This is a genomic window from Holdemania sp. 1001095H_141210_F2, assembly GCF_015558105.1.
Classification (GTDB): Bacteria; Bacillota_I; Bacilli_A; order Erysipelotrichales; family Erysipelotrichaceae; genus Holdemania.
In genome coordinates this window covers 83323-100646 of sequence record NZ_JADNPO010000008.1, presented here as the reverse complement: position 1 = coordinate 100646, position 17324 = coordinate 83323, and the positions used below count along the sequence as shown (strand labels likewise).

General features: G+C 47.6%; 15 protein-coding genes. All 15 read right to left on the bottom strand.

Annotation, left to right across the window (positions count from 1 at the left end):
- Window positions 1–14: 14 nt before the first annotated feature.
- The gene (locus tag I2G61_RS07235; RefSeq protein WP_072685102.1) at window positions 15–1535 is read right to left on the bottom strand and encodes a PRD domain-containing protein; all 1521 of its coding nucleotides are present in this window, start codon (window positions 1533–1535) and stop codon (window positions 15–17) included.
- A 292-nt stretch (window positions 1536–1827) separates the two neighbouring features.
- The gene (locus tag I2G61_RS07230; protein ID WP_195395548.1) at window positions 1828–2451 is read right to left on the bottom strand and encodes a DUF4230 domain-containing protein; all 624 of its coding nucleotides are present in this window, start codon (window positions 2449–2451) and stop codon (window positions 1828–1830) included.
- Between the two features lie 198 nt (window positions 2452–2649).
- Complete coding sequence (locus tag I2G61_RS07225) at window positions 2650–3606, bottom strand: ribose-phosphate pyrophosphokinase (RefSeq protein ID WP_006058059.1); 957 nt, start codon at window positions 3604–3606, stop codon at window positions 2650–2652.
- Window positions 3607–3617: 11 nt separating this feature from the next.
- On the bottom strand, window positions 3618–4985 hold the full coding sequence (gene glmU / locus I2G61_RS07220; protein ID WP_195395547.1) for a bifunctional UDP-N-acetylglucosamine diphosphorylase/glucosamine-1-phosphate N-acetyltransferase GlmU: 1368 nt from the start codon (window positions 4983–4985) through the stop codon (window positions 3618–3620).
- Between the two features lie 585 nt (window positions 4986–5570).
- The gene (locus I2G61_RS07215) at window positions 5571–6443 is read right to left on the bottom strand and encodes a 4-(cytidine 5'-diphospho)-2-C-methyl-D-erythritol kinase (protein WP_072685105.1); all 873 of its coding nucleotides are present in this window, start codon (window positions 6441–6443) and stop codon (window positions 5571–5573) included.
- Entirely contained in the window at window positions 6415–7290 is an 876-nt protein-coding gene (gene rsmA, locus I2G61_RS07210) for a 16S rRNA (adenine(1518)-N(6)/adenine(1519)-N(6))-dimethyltransferase RsmA (protein WP_072685106.1), read from the bottom strand. Before rsmA ends, I2G61_RS07215 begins: the two co-directional genes overlap by 29 nt.
- On the bottom strand, window positions 7283–7831 hold the full coding sequence (gene rnmV, locus I2G61_RS07205; RefSeq protein WP_072685107.1) for a ribonuclease M5: 549 nt from the start codon (window positions 7829–7831) through the stop codon (window positions 7283–7285). Before rnmV ends, rsmA begins: the two co-directional genes overlap by 8 nt.
- Before the next feature lie 209 nt (window positions 7832–8040).
- Window positions 8041–8799 carry a response regulator gene (locus tag I2G61_RS07200; protein ID WP_072685108.1) on the bottom strand — a complete coding sequence of 253 codons (759 nt, stop codon included), beginning with the start codon at window positions 8797–8799 and terminating at the stop codon, window positions 8041–8043.
- A complete protein-coding gene (locus I2G61_RS07195) occupies window positions 8792–10474 on the bottom strand; it encodes a sensor histidine kinase (protein WP_072685109.1) in 1683 nt (560 codons plus the stop codon). Before I2G61_RS07195 ends, I2G61_RS07200 begins: the two co-directional genes overlap by 8 nt.
- Before the next feature lie 39 nt (window positions 10475–10513).
- Window positions 10514–12169: an iron ABC transporter permease gene (locus tag I2G61_RS07190; protein WP_072685110.1), complete on the bottom strand. Its 1656-nt coding sequence runs from the start codon at window positions 12167–12169 to the stop codon at window positions 10514–10516.
- A gap of 3 nt (window positions 12170–12172) precedes the next feature.
- Complete coding sequence (locus tag I2G61_RS07185) at window positions 12173–13258, bottom strand: ABC transporter ATP-binding protein (protein ID WP_072685111.1); 1086 nt, start codon at window positions 13256–13258, stop codon at window positions 12173–12175.
- Between the two features lie 81 nt (window positions 13259–13339).
- Window positions 13340–14386: an extracellular solute-binding protein gene (locus I2G61_RS07180; protein WP_072685112.1), complete on the bottom strand. Its 1047-nt coding sequence runs from the start codon at window positions 14384–14386 to the stop codon at window positions 13340–13342.
- 281 nt (window positions 14387–14667) lie between these two features.
- Window positions 14668–15909 carry a hypothetical protein gene (locus I2G61_RS07175; protein ID WP_195548086.1) on the bottom strand — a complete coding sequence of 414 codons (1242 nt, stop codon included), beginning with the start codon at window positions 15907–15909 and terminating at the stop codon, window positions 14668–14670.
- Window positions 15896–16753, bottom strand: a complete 858-nt coding sequence (locus I2G61_RS07170; protein ID WP_195395536.1) for an ATP-binding cassette domain-containing protein — start codon at window positions 16751–16753, stop codon at window positions 15896–15898. The genes I2G61_RS07175 and I2G61_RS07170 overlap by 14 nt, the downstream gene beginning before the upstream one ends.
- Entirely contained in the window at window positions 16750–17148 is a 399-nt protein-coding gene (locus I2G61_RS07165; protein WP_195395535.1) for a GntR family transcriptional regulator, read from the bottom strand. Before I2G61_RS07165 ends, I2G61_RS07170 begins: the two co-directional genes overlap by 4 nt.
- Window positions 17149–17324 lie beyond the last annotated feature (176 nt).

Genomic DNA, 17324 nt, shown 5'->3' with positions numbered 1-17324 from the left:
AAGAGTCCCTTTCTTTATCCGTTCAGCAAGCGCCGGACTTCCTCGATATCCTTGGGATCCAGCAGCGCGGATACCGTCACGCTCGGACAGGAAATTTCAAAATCAATACCGACGGTCGTTAAGATGAAATCCAGATCGGCTGCCTTTCGGTGCTTCAGCTGCCGCAGCGAGATCACATCGACGATCTCCAATTCCGGAAAGACGGTCGCTACCCGTTTCTTCAACAAATGTGAGGTGCCGATACCGGTCGAACATACTAACAGTACCCGCTGGCGCGGTGTCTTCGGCTCCAGCGCCAGCTGGAAATACAGGCAGAGATAACACAGCTCATCCTCAGAAATAAAATGTTTTGGATAATACTTTTGCTTAAGCTCCAGCACCGCGGTTTTCACCTGCGCGTACATCTGCGGAAATTCCGCGATCGTCTTCTCTTTTAACAGACAGACGATCCGGACGTTGTACTGAATTCGCGTGATCATCGAATTGATATGCAGAAGCAGGCTGTAAAACAGATTCGCGTCCTGTGAAAACTGAACCTGCGTTTCCGCTTCCATCCGCTGAATCAGTTCCTCGCAGAACGCAAGAACTTCCGGCTGGGAGCATTGCAGCGTCTGACCGATCACTTCCCGCTGCGGCAGCTCACCGACCCCGCAGCCCATAAAATGGGTGTAAATATATAACAGCTCGTTAGGGGGAAACGTAATCTGTACTGCTTGCGAGAAATTCTGGATGCATGCGGCAATCTTTTCATAAATCAGCGGATTGATCAGCTTCGGATTCATCACGCCGCCGGGATTGATGTAGCGCCGGCGGCGCATCCGTTCCATCGCGATCAGGATGTGCGTAACAATATTGATATAGTAAATATCGCCGAGAATCACACCGATCGCTTCCTCGATCTCACCCACGCACTGTTCTACCTGACGCAGCGATTGAGCGCCGTAGATTCCGCTCAGCACCATCCGGTTTTCCTCGTTCAGGCGTGTTGGCAGTCCGCTTGGCGGCAGCAGTTGGAAATGGCGGCTTTGGTTCAGCACCTCCGTAACTTCATTGCGGATCGTCAACTCGCCTCCGGTGATGTACGTTCCCTCGCGCGTGCGGTTCAGCGTCAGTCCGGCTTCGCGGATCCGCTGCTCAATGGCGGCCAGATCGTTCACAATCGAACTGCTTCCGACATAATACGCTTCCGAAAGGCTGCGGATTGTCGTGGGCTGAGGCGCGTTGAGAAGCAAACCCAGATAAATCCGGCGTCGCCGGTCTTCCACGGAATCTCCCGAGCTCAGCCGATCCCCGCCGTAAATCCAGCGGTTCAGTCGGCCGCGATCCGCATTGCCGCAGTCCAGCACAATTCCCTGACTGCTGCGTAAGAGCGTATATCCCAGCGACAACCCCAGAATTTCAATGCGCTTGAAATCCCGTTGGATCGTTTTGATCGAACACCCAAAGCGCCGGGCCAGTTCCGGATTCCGCAGCGGTTCCGTCTGCCCCGCCAACAATCTCAAAATCTGAATTTGGCGTTCATTGAGATCTTCCATAGGCATTTCCTTTCTTCGGTTTCATCATAATCAAAGTCCAAACAAGAAACCATACCAAAACATGTCGCGGTTTCCCGGACAATTTTGGTGCTTCTTCGACGTTAAACTTCATCATGACACGGAAACTGCCGTGAAAAAAGTGGTAATTTTTTTCCATAACCAGAAACGTCCTTCGTGTTTATGCACTCTTTCAAAAGCGAAATTCAAACAAAAAAAAGGTTCCCCACTTCACAGGGAAACCTTGCTTCTTTTTATCTTTACCCTTTTGGATGCCGCTATTTGAAGCTGTACCTTACGCCGCTTTCGCTTCCTGAACCTGAATCGTATATTCCGGATTGGCCGTTGTCAACAGCTGGCTGATCACCTCGCCTGCTTTTTTTCGCGCTTCCTCAAGCAGACCGCCGTCAATCACCTTGTCTTCCATGACGATTTTCTGCTGCTTCGAGAATGCGGCGTAATCCGAAATACTGATCGGATTGAAGAGATTGTTGGATTCATCGTAGACCTCAATGCTCGCCTCGTCGACCTCATGGCTTAAAATCTGAGCCGGCGGCAGTGTGATCGTGATTGTCTTGTCCACAACTTCGATCTGAACGTCGTCCAGCCGCACCCCGGCTGTAATTTTACCGTCATACGCCAAAATAAAGCTGGCTTTGGTCAGCGGAATCGTCCAGCCGTTGAGATCAGCGTTTTTTTCAAATTTGCCCATATTCGTGTAATGATATTCCACCGTTGTCAGCTGACTGACGGAACGCAGCTGCTGAAACAAGGTGTCGCTGGTCACCGTCGTCTTGCCGGAATGACTGCGCTGCGCCAGCAGGACGCCGCCTAAGAAGCAAACTGCCCCCAGAATCAAAGCGACGATGGTGATGCTGATCATCTTGCGGATGATCGACTGATTTTGTTTTTTACTCATGAACCTGCCTCCAGCCCGGAATCGACAACCTGCGTCGAACTCTGTCGGTTTCTGTCGCTTTCATTATACCACGTCCGCTTTCCTCACGCTGACGCTTTTGCGTTTGACCAAAGAAAAAACGGGCGTTTCCTGAACCCGCGGCCCCGTTTTGCACAAGGGCGCGTCGTTTTCGGAAATTCCCGTTTTTGAGAAATCAGTTTAGTCGTTGAACAGATCGTAAACGGCGCTGACCGGATTCTTCAGCTGGATCGCTTCGATCGTCTTCGCCAGCATGTAGCCGACGGACAGCAGCGTGATCTTATCCGTGCCGTTCTTCTTTTCTTCGCTTAACGGAATCGTGTTGGTGATGACCATTTCCTTAATGTAGGAATTCTGAATCCGTTCGATCGCCGGTCCGCTTAACAAACCGTGCGTGCAGGCGAAGTAAATTTCCTTCGCGCCTTTTTCCTTCAGGATGTTGACGCCGGCAATCAGCGTGCCGCAGGTATCCGCCATATCGTCGACGATGATCGCGGTCTTGCCTTCAACCTCGCCGATCACGTTCATCGCTTCCGCGACATTCGGTTTCGGCCGACGCTTGTCAATAATTGCCATCGGCGCGTTCAGGCAGTCGGCCAGACGGCGCGCCCGAGTGGTTCCGCCATGGTCCGGCGAAACGACGACGACATTCTCCAGATTCTTGGAACGGAAATACTGGCCGATCATCGAAACGGCGCTCAGATCGTCGATTGGAATATTGAAGAAGCCCTGAATCTGGGTCGCATGCAGGTCAATCGTCACGACGCGGTTCGCCCCAGCAGTCTGAAGCAGATCCGCAACCAGCTTCGCGGTGATCGGCTGGCGCGCACGCGCTTTGCGGTCCTGGCGCGCATACCCGTAATACGGCATGATGACGGTGATTTCCCCTGAGCTGGCGCGCTTGCAGGCGTCGATCGCGATCAGCACTTCCATCAGACGGTCGGAAACCGGCGAACATGTCGACTGGACGATATAAACGGAACGGCCGCGAACTGTTTCCTCCGGCTCCACCATAATTTCTCCATCGGCAAAATGCTTAACAGAAATCTTTCCCATTGGTAAGCCCAGGTATTCTACGATTTCCTGAGCCAGTTCAACACTGCTGGACAGTGCGAAGACAATTGCATTCTCGATCATGTTTTCTCCTTTTATTTTTTCTCTTTGTTTTTGTAGATAAGACCATAACCCGGCTTGTTTTCCTGGCGTACGCGACCGATGGCCATATCCCCATCCGGCACATCCTGAGTCGCAGTCGATCCCGCAGCGACGACGGCATTTTCGCCGACCGTCACCGGCGCGATCAAATTGACGTTGCTGCCAATGAAGGCTCCGTCCTTGACAACTGTGTGGAACTTGTTTTTCCCGTCGTAGTTGACGGTGATGACGCCGCAGCCAATGTTGACTTTCGATCCGATCTCGCTGTCGCCCAGATACGTCAGATGCGCACAGCGGCTGTCGAAGCCGAACTTGGTGTTTTTGAATTCGACGAAATTGCCAATCCGGTTCTTACTGTCAACCTCGCAGTTCATCCGCAGATGAGCGTAAGGACCAATTTTAACTTCGTCATGAACGATGCTGTCGGTAATGCGCGAGCTGTCGACCGTGCAGTTCTTTCCGATCACGGCGTTAACCAGAAACGACTGCGGAAGGATTGTCGTCCCGTCGTTGATCACAGTGTTACCTTCCAGATAGACGTTCGGATACAATGTGACGTCTTTGCCCAAGACGACGTCCGGTCCGATATACGTGCTGTCCGGATTGATCAGCGTGACGCCTTCCTCCATCCAATGCTCGTTGATCCGCTTCTGCATCCAGCGGGTTGCCTGCGCCAGCTCTTTTTTGTCATTGACGCCGCTGGCTTCAAAGCTGTCTTCCACAATCTTGGCCTTCACGCCTAACCCATGGCGGTTGAAAATTTCAACTAAATCCGTAATGTAATACTCCTGCTGCGCGTTGTCATTACGGATTTCTTTGAGATGCTCAAACAAAGCCTGATTGTCGAAGCAATAGATGCCGGTGTTGATTTCCGTGATTTTCCGCTGTTCCTCTGTGCAGTCTTTGAATTCCACGATCTTCTCAATCATGCCTTCAGCGTTGCGGATAATCCGGCCGTACTGTTTCGGATCGTCCAGCACTGCCGTTAACACGACCATGCCGCACTGATCCAGGGCGTCCAGCATCCCCTGATAGGTTGCGCTTTGAATGCAGGGACAATCCCCATTGACGACTAAGGTTTTTCCTTCTGCCTGGCTTAGAATCGGCGCCGCCTGCATGACCGCGTGGCCGGTTCCCAACTGAGGGGATTGAAGCACAAACTCACACTGCCCGCTCATTGCAGCTTCCACCTGTTCGTGGCCAAAACCGACAACAGTTACAATCTTGTCGACCTGAATTTTTTTCAGATTGTCAAGGATATGCCCCAGCATCGGTTTCTGGCAGACCGGATGCATCACCTTCGGCAGCTCGGAGTGCATACGCGTCCCCTTGCCCGCCGCCATAATAATTGCAGATTTCATTATCCATCGTCCTCCATAGTCTATTTTACTCAAACTCGCCCTTTAAAAAAAGCCTAAAGTGATGTTTTTTCCCTGGATTTCCTGTTTTTTACAGTTATTCCCGGCCTGTTTCCTTAATTCCTGTCCCGGGTTTCTGAATGAAGGGGCTTACATTCCGTTTTCATGTTCTCTTCCGGCTGACTGGATACCTGAAAATCGTTCAGGTCAATCCTTCAAAAATAAAAGAACACAGTGTTCGTCACTGCATTCTTCAGGGGTATAATCAGAATCTCCATCCTTTATCTCAAACGGATTTAATTTTAACATTACACGTACGTTTCCCGGATTCCGCCTGTGACAGGAATTCATATCCATCCTTCCGGATTGGCTTCCTGTCAAGACGAAATCAAATGTTTTTAATTTGTCATTTTCCTGTTCTTTTTCGATCTATTTGATGATTGCCGCTTCATTTCTGCCGTTCTTTCTCTTTGATGGAAGATTCATATTCACTGCAAGGACCTCAGCTTCATTCCTGTTTATTTCCTTTTTCCAACCTCTGCGATCAATCCCAGTTTTGCAGTAAGCAATCATTCTTTTCTTCTGAATTTACCTGTCATAACGCTTATAGGGAAACTCTTCCTGCGGCCGCAGTTCCGTCTTGCGGATAAACGCCGCTTTCTTCCGCATCGCCGCCGCTCCTTTTTCCAACAGCTCCGGATCGCGTGTTAACGCGAACACCGTCGATCCGCTGCCCGACATCAGCGCCCCGTCGAAGCCCAGCGCCAACAGCTCCTGCTTGATCGTCGCGATCTGCGGCACCAGCTTAAACGCGCTCTGTTCCAGCGTGTTGCCCAGAGATTGAAGCACACCGTCATAGTCGTTGCCGATCAACGCTTCGCGCATCCTGCGGCAGTCAGGATGTTCGGCACAGCTGAAATCGAGCGTTTCAAAGGCCACCTTCGTGGACACACCCTTATATGGCTTCACTAACAAGAGATAAAACGGCGTATGCACGCGGAAATGTTCCAGATTCTCGCCGATGCCCGTCACAAACGCCGGGCGGCTGCGCAGGCAGAACGGCACGTCCGCTCCAACCTTCTTGGCGATTTCGACCATCTTCTCATTATCCATTCCCAGCTGAAGCATCTTGTTCAGCGCCCGGATCGCCGCCGCACCATCCGTGCTGCCCCCGGCCATGCCGGCCTGCGTCGGAATGTGCTTCTGCAGCGTGATCTCAAAGTTCTCCTTGAAACCATATTCCTCACGAAGCAGCTCGATCGCTTTCACAATCGTATTCCGCCGGTCTAACGGAAGATAGGGCACATTGCTTTGTAAACGCAGCTCGTCGCTGAATTCAAAGTTCAGCGTATCGTAGAGATTCACTGGGGCCATGATCATTTCCAGTTCATGATACCCATCCTCTCGCCGGCGCACGACGTCCAGGCAGAGGTTAATTTTCGCGTAAGCTCTTTGTTTCATACGTCACCTCATACAGATCGAGAAATTGATCCAGCGTCATCGTTTCCGCCCGCAGCGAAGGTTGTAAGCCAGCTTCCTTCAACAGTCGGGCAGCTTCATCCTTATCCTGCAGATATTCGCGGAAGTTGTTGTAAAGCGTCTTGCGGCGCTGTTTGAAGCACCCTTTGACCAGCGCGAAGAACTGTGCTTCATCCCGTGCTGCACGCTGGGGCAGTTTGCGGGTAAACTGCACGACGGCCGAGTCCACCGCCGGGCGGGGATTGAAAATCGTCTTGGGAATCTTCATCACTGTCTGAACCTGATACTGATACTGCACGATCACGCTCAGTGCATTGTAATCCTTCGTCGAAACCGCGGCGGTGAAGCGGTCGGCGACTTCCTTCTGCATCATCACGGTGATCACCGGGATATCCGCCTTACTTTCAAAGATTTTAAATAAGATGGGAGTCGTAATATAATACGGTAAATTGGCGCAGACCAGAACCTGATCCGACTGCGTTTTCAGCTTCGCCACCGTCGCATTCAGGTCTGCTTCCAGAAAGTCCTGATGTTTGACCTCAACGTTCGGGTAATCGGAAAGCGTATCGGCCAGCACCTCGATCAGGCGGTCGTCGATCTCAAACGCCAGCACCTGTCCGGCCACTCTCGCTAACTGTTCCGTCAGAGCGCCGATCCCCGGACCAATCTCGATCACGGCGCTGCGCGCATCCGCCTGGGATAACCGCGCGATCTTTTCCACGATTCCCGGTTCGATAATAAAGTTCTGACCAAAATTCTTTTTTGCGTACAGGTCATATTTCGCTAAGATTTCATTCGTTCTGGCCATTGTAGCAATGGGCTTATTCACCGGCGTCCCTCCGTTCTTCCAACATCGCTTTTGTGATTTTCAGCATATTCAGACGCTTCCACAACGTCTTGGCATTGGCTTCACCGACATGCCATCGGTTTCCAACTTCCCTGCGCCGCAGAGCGCTGTCCGGCAGGCCGGTTAATCCCAGCTCTACAAACTCCGACCAGCTCAGCGTATTTTCCCCATCCGCTTCATAAGTCAGGCAATGCTCCAAAGCGGCCAGAATTTCCTGTTTCCCGGCATGTTCCACACCGACCTTCCGTTTTCCGCGCACGATTTCCCACGCCTTACCCGAGGGCAGAAAAGCATTCTTGCAGCCGGGAACCGCATTGTTGATGCGCTGGCGAATCTGATCGCCCGGGGTATCCGGATCGGTAAAGATGATCACGCCGCGGGTCGTTGCCCACTGGCGGATCTGTTCCAGCGTCGCTTCACTCAGACCGGTGCCGCTGGTTTCCAGCGTGTCCACATCCAGCCAGCGTTTTAAATTAGCCGTATCTTTTTTTCCTTCAACGACGATAATTTCCTTGATCTTCATATCTGTTCCTCATTCCGATCTTTATTTTATCATAGTCTGGGATAACCACCAAATCAAGAATCAAAAGTCATTCCGTTTTTCCCAGATGATAAAGAAATACCCGCTATTTATTTGATATTTCTCAGTTTTAAGTTCAAATTCTTGCGTCATCAAAAAAACCGCCTGAACTATCGGCGGTTTTAAAGTATGATTATTTATTAATCAAATGTCTACGGATGATTCTTCTTATATTGCGTTGGCGAAACACCAATTAATCGTGTAAAGACTTGGAAGAAATATTTATAATCATTAAACCCAACTTGCTCGGCAACCTCATAAATTTTATCTTTTCCTTCAAGAATCCGCAAACAAGCTTGAGCGATGCGATAATGAATGAGGTAGCGATGCAATGTCAGACCGGTTTCCTGACGGAATAACCGATTAAGATAATCAGCAGAGACACCCATGCGTTCTGCTACTTCCTCATCCCGCAGACGCGATGCAAAATGATCCTGAATCCATTGAGCAGCTCGACAAACATAATCTGAACACCCCTCTGGAATCGTCATCAGTTCAAGTACAGACTGAGGCAGCGAAGCTCCTGTTTCCGTCTGTTTTTTATGGATCCGATCTATCAGTTTGATCAGAACGCTCTCCAGTTCTTTCCTGTTGAATGGCTTTAAAAGATATTCTGCAACCTGTAACGAAATCGCCTCCTGCGCATAACTGAATTCTCCATATCCTGTTAAAATCACAGCTTCATATTGTTCTTGTTCTTTTGATAAACGCAACATTTCCAATCCATCCATCACCGGCATCTTTAAATCTGTAAAAACAATGTCAGGATGATACTGATAAATCTTTTCCAATCCCTCTTTTCCATTCCGTGCCTCGGCGCATATCTGACAACCTAAACGGGAAAAATCCAAAGATTGACGAAAACCCTGACGCAAAATAATTTCATCCTCTACGATTAAAATTTTAATCATCCTTTTTTCCTCCCACTGCACGCATGGTCATTGTTATCGTTGTTCCTTCATGCAGCCGACTGTCGACCTGTACTCCGCAGCCGTTTCCAAAATGCAGTCGAATTCGTTTGTGACTGTTCATAATTCCGATATGTCGGTAATCCTCATGCAGCGAATCAAGATTTTCACGAATTCGCATAAGCTGGGCAGCGTCCATGCCTTCGCCATTATCTTTAACGATGACTTGTAATTTTTCCGCTTTTTGTACGATCTGAATATCCAGATGAAATGGTCTATCCTGAACAAATCCATGGGACAAGCTGTTTTCAATCATGGGCTGGATCACCATCTTTGGAATCCTCAGATTCGAGTGGATTGGAGCTTGAATTGTATAAAGGAACGAATCGCCAAGACGGATTTTCTGCAGCTGCAGATAGTCCTCAATATAGGCAAGGTCCTGATCCAGATCAACCATAGAATCCTCGGAGGCATCAAGCGAGTAGCGTAGTAATTTCGATAATCTGACAATCATATCTTCCGCTTTATCCTGATCAAACATAATCATATATTTAATCGTATCAAGCGTATTGAAAATAAAGTGAGGATTAAATTGAGATTGCAGCTGTCTGATTTGTGCAATCCGCGTCTGCTTCTGCAATTCATCATTTTGATCAATCAACTGCTTAACCTCATCAAGAATGCGATTATACTGTTGAGCGATCGGACGCATTTCATTTTCCTCTACCGGCAGATATTCCAGTTTGCCACTTTGCGCGTAATTTTGCAAAGAAAGGAAGAGGTTATCAACACTCCTCAGACTCGTCCGCGCCGTCATCCGACTGATCTTATTGATGAATATCGCACATAACGCAAATACCAGTAAGTATACAATTAATTCCATCCGCATTAAAGCATAAACGGATTCCAGCGGTTTAAGGATGCAGAGCGATAACCCAAACAGAGGAAGCTCAATCTGTTGTTTAAGCATTGTCTGTCCCTGTATTTGCACCAACTTCCAGAAGAGTGGTTTTTCATCCAATCGCTGATAGGGGATGAATTTCTGATCTTCGCTGAGCAGGACACGCTTGCTTCGATTAATTAAGACAAAATCGGAACTGACACGACTTAAAATTGAACTCAGCTGCCTCTGTGTGAAGTGATAAAACAGATATCCCAAAGTTTGTTCATCATCCCTGATACTGCAAGCCAGTGTAAAAACAATCGGATCCGTCGTCATCATTCCGGAATTCGTTGTACTTCCAATAATCCCTGAATGTTCATCAATTTCATAGTGCAGGACGGGATTTCCCCGATTATCCGGGATCGGTGATTTGTGAGTCGCAAGCACTTGCCCATCCCGACTTTCCAGATCAAAATAGGCCTCAAGCGGAAGACGGTTACGCAGAGAATATAAAATCTGATATACTTCGATAGCATCTTTTCCTTCTTTTAAAAAAGATCGGATATGGGGTTCCTTGCGGATGTCTTCCATTCCCTGACGGTAAGCCTGAAAATTCTCTGTAAGTTGTTCTGAAGCCTGTCTGGCTTCGTCAGCTGTCTGATTTGTCATCAGAAAAATCAACAGAAAAGGAGTGAAAACCAACAGGCAGAATCCCGATATTGCCACCGGGATCAAAATGGATCTAACCAGCTTCTGTTGAATCACTTTATGATAAGGAAAGCAGATTTCTTCCATACAGCTCCTCCTTACTATGTTTTCATTATATCAAATCATTTACAGTTCAATCTCACGCTTACCGGTAATTTTAAACACCAGCAGTAAAACAACAATAGTGGAAGAAATCAAAATTGTAGAAAGCGCGCTGGCAACACCGTAATTACCACGAATAACTTCCGTATAAATCGCAATGGTCATCGTTTTTGTTCCGCCTACATATAACATAATTGATGCACTCAGCTCACTGATGATGGATACCCAGCTCATCAGCGCACCAGACATAACACCGGAGAACATCATGGGCAGCGTAACCTTGATAAAAGTTTCAAATCGGTTGGCACCTAAACTTTGCGAAGCTTCTTCAACATTCAAATTAATCTGATGAAGAATCGCACTGCTGGAACGGATTGTATAAGGCAGTCGCCGAATGACGTAGGCTGCGATAATAATCATTGCGGATCCGCTGAGTAAAAAAGGTTTTTTGTTAAAGGCCAGAAGCAAGGCAATGCCCATAACAGAACCCGGTATAATATACGGGAACATTGTAATTGTATCCAATACTTTTGTCAGTTTGCTTTTGCGGCGTACGGAAGTATAGGCAATCAGCACACCCATAATCACAATCAGAATGATCGCGGCTGTAGAGAATACATAAGTATTGCGGATCGCATTTCCCATCGACGAGAATGCTTTACGGTAACTGTTGAACGAATATCCTTCCACGAATAACATGCCGTTGGTATTCTGGAAAGAATTGACCAATACAACAAAGATCGGAAGGACTGCCAGAAAAGCACATAAGTAGGCAAACAAATGTGACAGGACATTCTTTATTCCACGAGCAGGGCGAGGCTCAATCGGACGCAGCGCCGACATCTCTATTGTCTTTCGGTTGGAAATATACTGTTGGAGCAGGAAAATGATTGTCGTAAAAATAACGATAATCACGCTGATTGCGGCCGCAAATGCTTTATCCCTTCCCATTTCGCCAACAAACGAATTATAGATTAAAACCGGCAGTGTACGATAACCTTCTCCAATCAGCATCGGTGTTCCGAAATCCGCCAGCACCCGCATAAACACAAGTAAGCCTGATGCCAGCATCGTCGGCAAAATCAGCGGAATAACAATCTGAAATATTTTCCGGATCCCAACACATCCCAGACTTTCAGCGGCTTCATTTAAGGAATTATCCATATTTTTTAAAGCCCCCGTTACATACAAATAAACCAGCGGAATCATTTTGATCGTAAATACCAGCAGGATTCCTGAAAAACCATAAATACCCGGCAGCGTCACATGAAAGAATTGATTGAATACCTTTGTTACAACTCCGGCCCGCCCCAGCAAGACGATCCAGGCATAGGCGCCAATGAAAGGAGGGGACAGGACAGAGATGATCATTGCGATATCCAGCGCGCCTTTAAATCGAATCTTGACCGTGCGTGTAATGTAAGCCAGTGCCGAACCAAAGATCACTGTTAACAGGGTTACGGTCGTTGTAACCTTGGCACTGTTGATTATTGTATTTGTATAGTAACTTTTTGAAAAAAACTTTTGGAATGCTGCCAATGAAAAAACACCCGTATCAAAGTCATAAATGCTGCCAATAAAAATACGGGAAATTGGATAAATGAAGAAAAACGCAAAATAGGCGAAGCAAAGTAATGTGATCAGCGTCCAGCCGTCAATTTTCCATTTCCGGGTGCGCATATTCTACACCGCTTCTTTCATTAAGGAAAGTTCAGTTTCCTGATCAAAGATATTGACATGGTGAGGATCAAACGCAAGCCGGACATCTTCGCCAATTTCGTGGATCTTCTCACGCGCATCTTTCGATACCTCTATCACCTGTTGGTTGGGTAATTGGATATCGTATTTCATTGTCGTCCCTAAAAATGTCCGATCCATTATCGTCCCTTTAACTCCGCTATTACTGAAATCCATTTCATTAGGGCGCACACAAACTCGAACGGATTGCGCTTCTTTGCAGGCATCAATCAGACGATTAGTCGCAAGAATTTCGCCATCTTCCAACATTACCTGTTTTTCATTCTGCCGTATCACGATTTTTCCATTCAATAAATTACTTTGTCCGATAAACGTCGCGACGAATAAATTCTTCGGATGGGCATAAATTTCTACAGGTGTGCCAATTTGCTGGATAACGCCGTGCTTCATGACCGCAATGCGATCTGACATGGACAAAGCTTCTTCTTGATCATGTGTAACATAAATCGTCGTAATTTTATATTGATGTTGAATTTCCTTGATTGCTGAGCGCATCTCAATCCGCAGCTTGGCGTCCAGATTGGACAGTGGTTCGTCCATTAACAGGACATCCGGTTGGATGACAATCGCTCTTGCCAGCGCAATTCGTTGCTGCTGACCGCCAGACATATTCGAAGGCATCCGGTCTTTCAAATCCGAAATTTGCACGACGTTTAACATCTCGTCCACCCTTCGGGACAGCTCTGGTTCTTTCACTTTTCTTTGTTTTAAGCCATATCCTACATTCTTCCCCGCGCTCATGTGCGGAAAGATTGCATAGTTCTGGAAAACCATCCCAATATTGCGCGTATGCGGTGGGAGATCGTTAATTCGCTTATCATTAAAGTAAAAATCTCCGCCTTCAATAGTATTAAACCCGGCGATCATCCGGAGCAAGGTTGTTTTGCCGCAGCCGCTGGATCCCAGCAGTGTAAAAAATTCGCCTTCTTTGACATGCAGGCAGAGGTCAGGAATGATTGTTTTATCGCCGAAACGTTTTACAGCATGTTCGATATTTATAGCTACACTCATCGTTGTTCTCCTTATTTAAAATAAGGAATTGAACTCCCATTCGATTCCTTATTTCCCATCGGTAATGATTCAAGGTCTTGATTATTCAAAAATAGAAGTATATAAATCAGTATATCGTTCAACAATTTTTTCTTTTGCTTCAGAAGACCACTGACTGGTAATTTTAATTGTTTTTACTTTCGTGATATCCTGCTTGTAATCTGCAAGTTTCACACCTGGACGAACCGCATTGGCCCCTGTAACTTCTGTCCCCATTAATGACTGACCATATTCACTGGACATAAAATCAACAAACAGCTTGGCATTTTCCATGTTCTTTGCGCCTTTGATTACTGCGACGCAGCTCATTTTAGGAACAACGCCTTCTTCCATATAAACAACACCGATATTGTCAATTCCCTGCGATAAATAGGTCTGTGCCGGTGTATCCCAGGTTAATCCTACAGCGTATTCGCCAGAGACTACACCTTTATGAATGGTTCCGGAACTATCAATAATTTTTCCATCCAGCTGAGTTAAAAATTGTTCAACATAATCCCAGCCTTCCTGTGATTCTACCAATTCATCATTAGTCGAGCCTTTTCCCATCGCAAGAAGCATGTTTTCCAGATGATTGTAAGCAGAAGATGAGTTTGCGGAATTCCCCATGGCAATCTTACCTTTGAGCTCCGGATTCAACAGATCGGCATAGCCTTTGATTTCAAAGCTGACCAGATTCTTATTATAAAGAATAACTGGAACATTGTAGTCAACAATCGTAGCATAACCGGTTGCATTCTTGAAATCGCCCATATCCTTGTCATTTTCAGAAATATATTCTTCAAAATAACTGGTATCGCTGACGACGTAATATTCGCCAAGCCATGTCACATCGGCATAGGGATTATCTTTTTCCGCCTGAATACGGGAATAGATTTCGCCTGAACTCGCTGTCACCGTTTCTACTTCAATTCCATATTTCTCTTCGAAAGCTGGAATCATGACATCCAGATTATCCTGAGCAGTTGGTGTGTATAAAACCAGTTTATTACTTTTGGTTTCACCGGTGTTTGGATTATCAGTCTTGGGAGTAGAACTACATCCGCCTAATACAAGTAGAGCACATAGAATCGCAATCAGTTTTTTCATATTTCCTCCTTTACGTTCCTTTGACTTCATTTTATGTGAAATGTAAGCGCTTTACCATGTGGAAAAACAGTCATTTTATCCTAAAATTCCGACTTTCACCTTGAATTCTCTCTCAATCTCCGTCAAACCTGATCTGAAAATCTCCGATCAGAAAAACCGTAAAACTGTTTCCTTATTCGTGATGTTCCAAAAAGAGGAAAATAGATGCTGAACAAACAAAAGAAGTTTCCCGGGATTTTTGATCCGCAGAAAACTTCTTCACTTTAAAAACTTCGGCAAAACTAAAGCGCTCCCCGTCTGGCCTGAATTCCAAGCCATCTTCCAATCAGAATCAGACTGATAAGCAACAAGCCTGTCCAGAACCAGCCCGAATGCAAAAATAACAAGGCTCCCGCCGACGCTCCTGCCGCACCGAGGTTGACCGCAAAGAATCCGAAGAAATAACAGATCGATCCCTTATCCAGGTCATATCCAGACCCAAACGTCAAACTATACGCGACAAACGCCAGTGTGGCGCAAAGCGAAATCCAAACAGCCTTCCAGGTCAGCGGCAGAGCCAGGCTGCCGAAGGGAATGAACAGCTGCGTTCCCAGGATGATCAGATCCATAATCCACAGACTTCCAAGCACGAAGCCCTGCGCGATCAGCTGACCTGCCAGCCGTTTTTTCCGCGAGGCCGGGATCAGGTTCAACGCATAACCTCCGCTTTGAAACTTTTTCGTCAGCTGCCAGCTGGCCGCAAAGTCGCCGACAAAGAACACCAGATAGACATAGCTTCCGTTCAGAAAGATCAGGAAGAGCAAGGCCACCAAGAGTTGAAGACCCTGATCCCGGGTGCGCCGGCGTTGATTTTTGCCATGCAGCCTGATTTCCGCCAAATCCAGAATCCCGCGCAGTGGTTCAGAAATACCCGGAAATTCCAGCTTGTCGAAGGAATCCTGCTTCTCTTTTCCCATCAATTCGATGCGGGTTAATCCGATTGTCAGAGCCAGCACGACCGCCGCAGCCAGGATTAACGATAAAGACAACGCTTTATTACTGATTTCCAGCGCACCGATGACAACGATTAAAATAAGCGCATTGTAAATCATCGCGGTTTTCCAGGTACTGAGCGCTTGTTTTTCTTTCTCCCAACGCAGGACAATCCAGCCATACATCGCCCAGAAAACAACGGCGATCCACGCCAAGACACCGGTCAATCCCGGACGGCGCATATTCATCACCAGACCGCAGCCGCCGACTAAGCCGATCCAGGTCATCGTTACTGTAACAAGCAGAATGATCTTGCGATCCCGGTTGGAAAGCGGCAGCGTCTCCAGCATCCTTCCGCTGGCTTCCTCCTCGCCATCACGCCAGTCCAGCATTTTATTGGTAAAAATGATCGCGCCGAACAACAACGGAAACAGGGCAAGCGCAACACTCCCCGAAGTCAGAATCAGGGAGAAGATGACCATCCCCAACAGACCGCCGTTGCATTGAAACCAATACCCCCTTGCCAGATGCAGCCGATCAGAATTCTTCATACGTCAGATCCTGCGCCAACATGATTTCTTCCAGTGTCGCGGGGGTAAAGACTACCGGAAGATGCCGCAGCTGCGCCGCCTGGGTACACATGCCTTCCCAGCCGGTCTCCGTCGGTTTCGGTTTCAGCACAAAATCCTTCATTTCCTTCGGCATTTTTCCTTCGCAGCGGAAATGCTGCCAATTCTCCATCAAAATTTCCCTGGACGCGGAGAACTTCACATGGCCGTTTTCCAGACAGGTCACATAGTCCGCGATTTTATCCAGATCCGCTGTATTGTGCGTGGAAAATAATAACGAATGATCCTCCTGCTGCATGAACTCATATAACAGATCCAGCACTTCCCGCCGCGACACCGGATCAAGATTCGCCGTCGGCTCATCCAGAATCATCAGCTTGGGATGATGCGATAAAGCGAAGATAATCGAAAGCTTCACTTTCATCCCCGCTGAGAATTCGCCGAACGGTTTGCCTAACGGCAAGCGGAACCGGTTGAGCAGCGTATGATACAGAACTTCGTCAAACTGATCGTAAAACGGTCCGATCCGGCGCATCAGCTTCATCGCATGGTAGGAATCCGGAAATACAAACCGGTCGCTGACTACGCCCAGCTGATTTTTAATCTGCCGCTCGTTCTGATCCATCCGCATCCCCAGCAGCGCGCAATGCTGAGCACGTGCGGGCGTACTGTCCAGCAACGCTTCAATCAGCGTCGTTTTTCCCGCTCCATTGCGGCCGATCAAGCCCATGACATAACCGCATGGCAAGTCAAAATGATCAATGAAAAGATCAAAGTCCGGATAATGCACCCGCAGATTCTCTGCGGAAATCGCGTTTTCAGTCATAACTTCTCCCTCTTTTCCTGAATGACAGTTTTTTGTGCCTGATCAAACAAGGTCTGGATCTGCGGCAGCGTAAGTCCCAGCTTCAATCCCTTATCCAGTGTCGCCTGGAATTCTTCGATCAGCTGTGCTCCCGCCTGTTCCTGTACCCGTTGAACATCCAGCGGACAAACGAAACAGCCCTTGCCCTGACGTGTCTCAATCATCCCCGCTTGTTCCAAATCATCATACGCCCGCTTTACGGTGATGATCGCCACCTGCAGCTGTTTCGCCAGCTGGCGGATCGAAGGCAGCTGATCCTGCGGACGCAGCTGTCCCTGACAAATTGCCGATCGAATCGCGTTTTCGATCTGCAGATAATTCGGATCATTTGAGCTGGAATTCAGAAATATGCGCATCGTTCTTCCTCCACTGTTATTATAGAATAGACACAGTTGATTTGCAATAGACACCCCAGAATATCGGCTTGAAAATTCAACGGTATTCCCCCTGATGCAAATCTTTCTTCTGTATTCAACTTAATTCCTTTTAACAAAATTCCTTAAAATTCCCATTGCTTCATACAAAAGTATAA

Excerpts from the sequence above, each read along its gene's own strand:
- I2G61_RS07235 (WP_072685102.1), bottom strand. The coding sequence starts at position 1,535 with ATGGAAGATCTCAATGAACGCCAAATTCAGATTTTGAGATTGTTGGCG.
- I2G61_RS07230 (WP_195395548.1), bottom strand. The coding sequence starts at position 2,451 with ATGAGTAAAAAACAAAATCAGTCGATCATCCGCAAGATGATCAGCATC.
- I2G61_RS07225 (WP_006058059.1), bottom strand. The coding sequence starts at position 3,606 with ATGATCGAGAATGCAATTGTCTTCGCACTGTCCAGCAGTGTTGAACTG.
- glmU (WP_195395547.1), bottom strand. The coding sequence starts at position 4,985 with ATGAAATCTGCAATTATTATGGCGGCGGGCAAGGGGACGCGTATGCAC.
- I2G61_RS07215 (WP_072685105.1), bottom strand. The coding sequence starts at position 6,443 with ATGAAACAAAGAGCTTACGCGAAAATTAACCTCTGCCTGGACGTCGTG.
- rnmV (WP_072685107.1), bottom strand. The coding sequence starts at position 7,831 with ATGAAGATCAAGGAAATTATCGTCGTTGAAGGAAAAAAAGATACGGCT.
- I2G61_RS07200 (WP_072685108.1), bottom strand. The coding sequence starts at position 8,799 with ATGATTAAAATTTTAATCGTAGAGGATGAAATTATTTTGCGTCAGGGT.
- I2G61_RS07195 (WP_072685109.1), bottom strand. The coding sequence starts at position 10,474 with ATGGAAGAAATCTGCTTTCCTTATCATAAAGTGATTCAACAGAAGCTG.
- I2G61_RS07190 (WP_072685110.1), bottom strand. The coding sequence starts at position 12,169 with ATGCGCACCCGGAAATGGAAAATTGACGGCTGGACGCTGATCACATTA.
- I2G61_RS07185 (WP_072685111.1), bottom strand. The coding sequence starts at position 13,258 with ATGAGTGTAGCTATAAATATCGAACATGCTGTAAAACGTTTCGGCGAT.
- I2G61_RS07180 (WP_072685112.1), bottom strand. The coding sequence starts at position 14,386 with ATGAAAAAACTGATTGCGATTCTATGTGCTCTACTTGTATTAGGCGGA.
- I2G61_RS07175 (WP_195548086.1), bottom strand. The coding sequence starts at position 15,909 with ATGAAGAATTCTGATCGGCTGCATCTGGCAAGGGGGTATTGGTTTCAA.
- I2G61_RS07170 (WP_195395536.1), bottom strand. The coding sequence starts at position 16,753 with ATGACTGAAAACGCGATTTCCGCAGAGAATCTGCGGGTGCATTATCCG.
- I2G61_RS07165 (WP_195395535.1), bottom strand. The coding sequence starts at position 17,148 with ATGCGCATATTTCTGAATTCCAGCTCAAATGATCCGAATTATCTGCAG.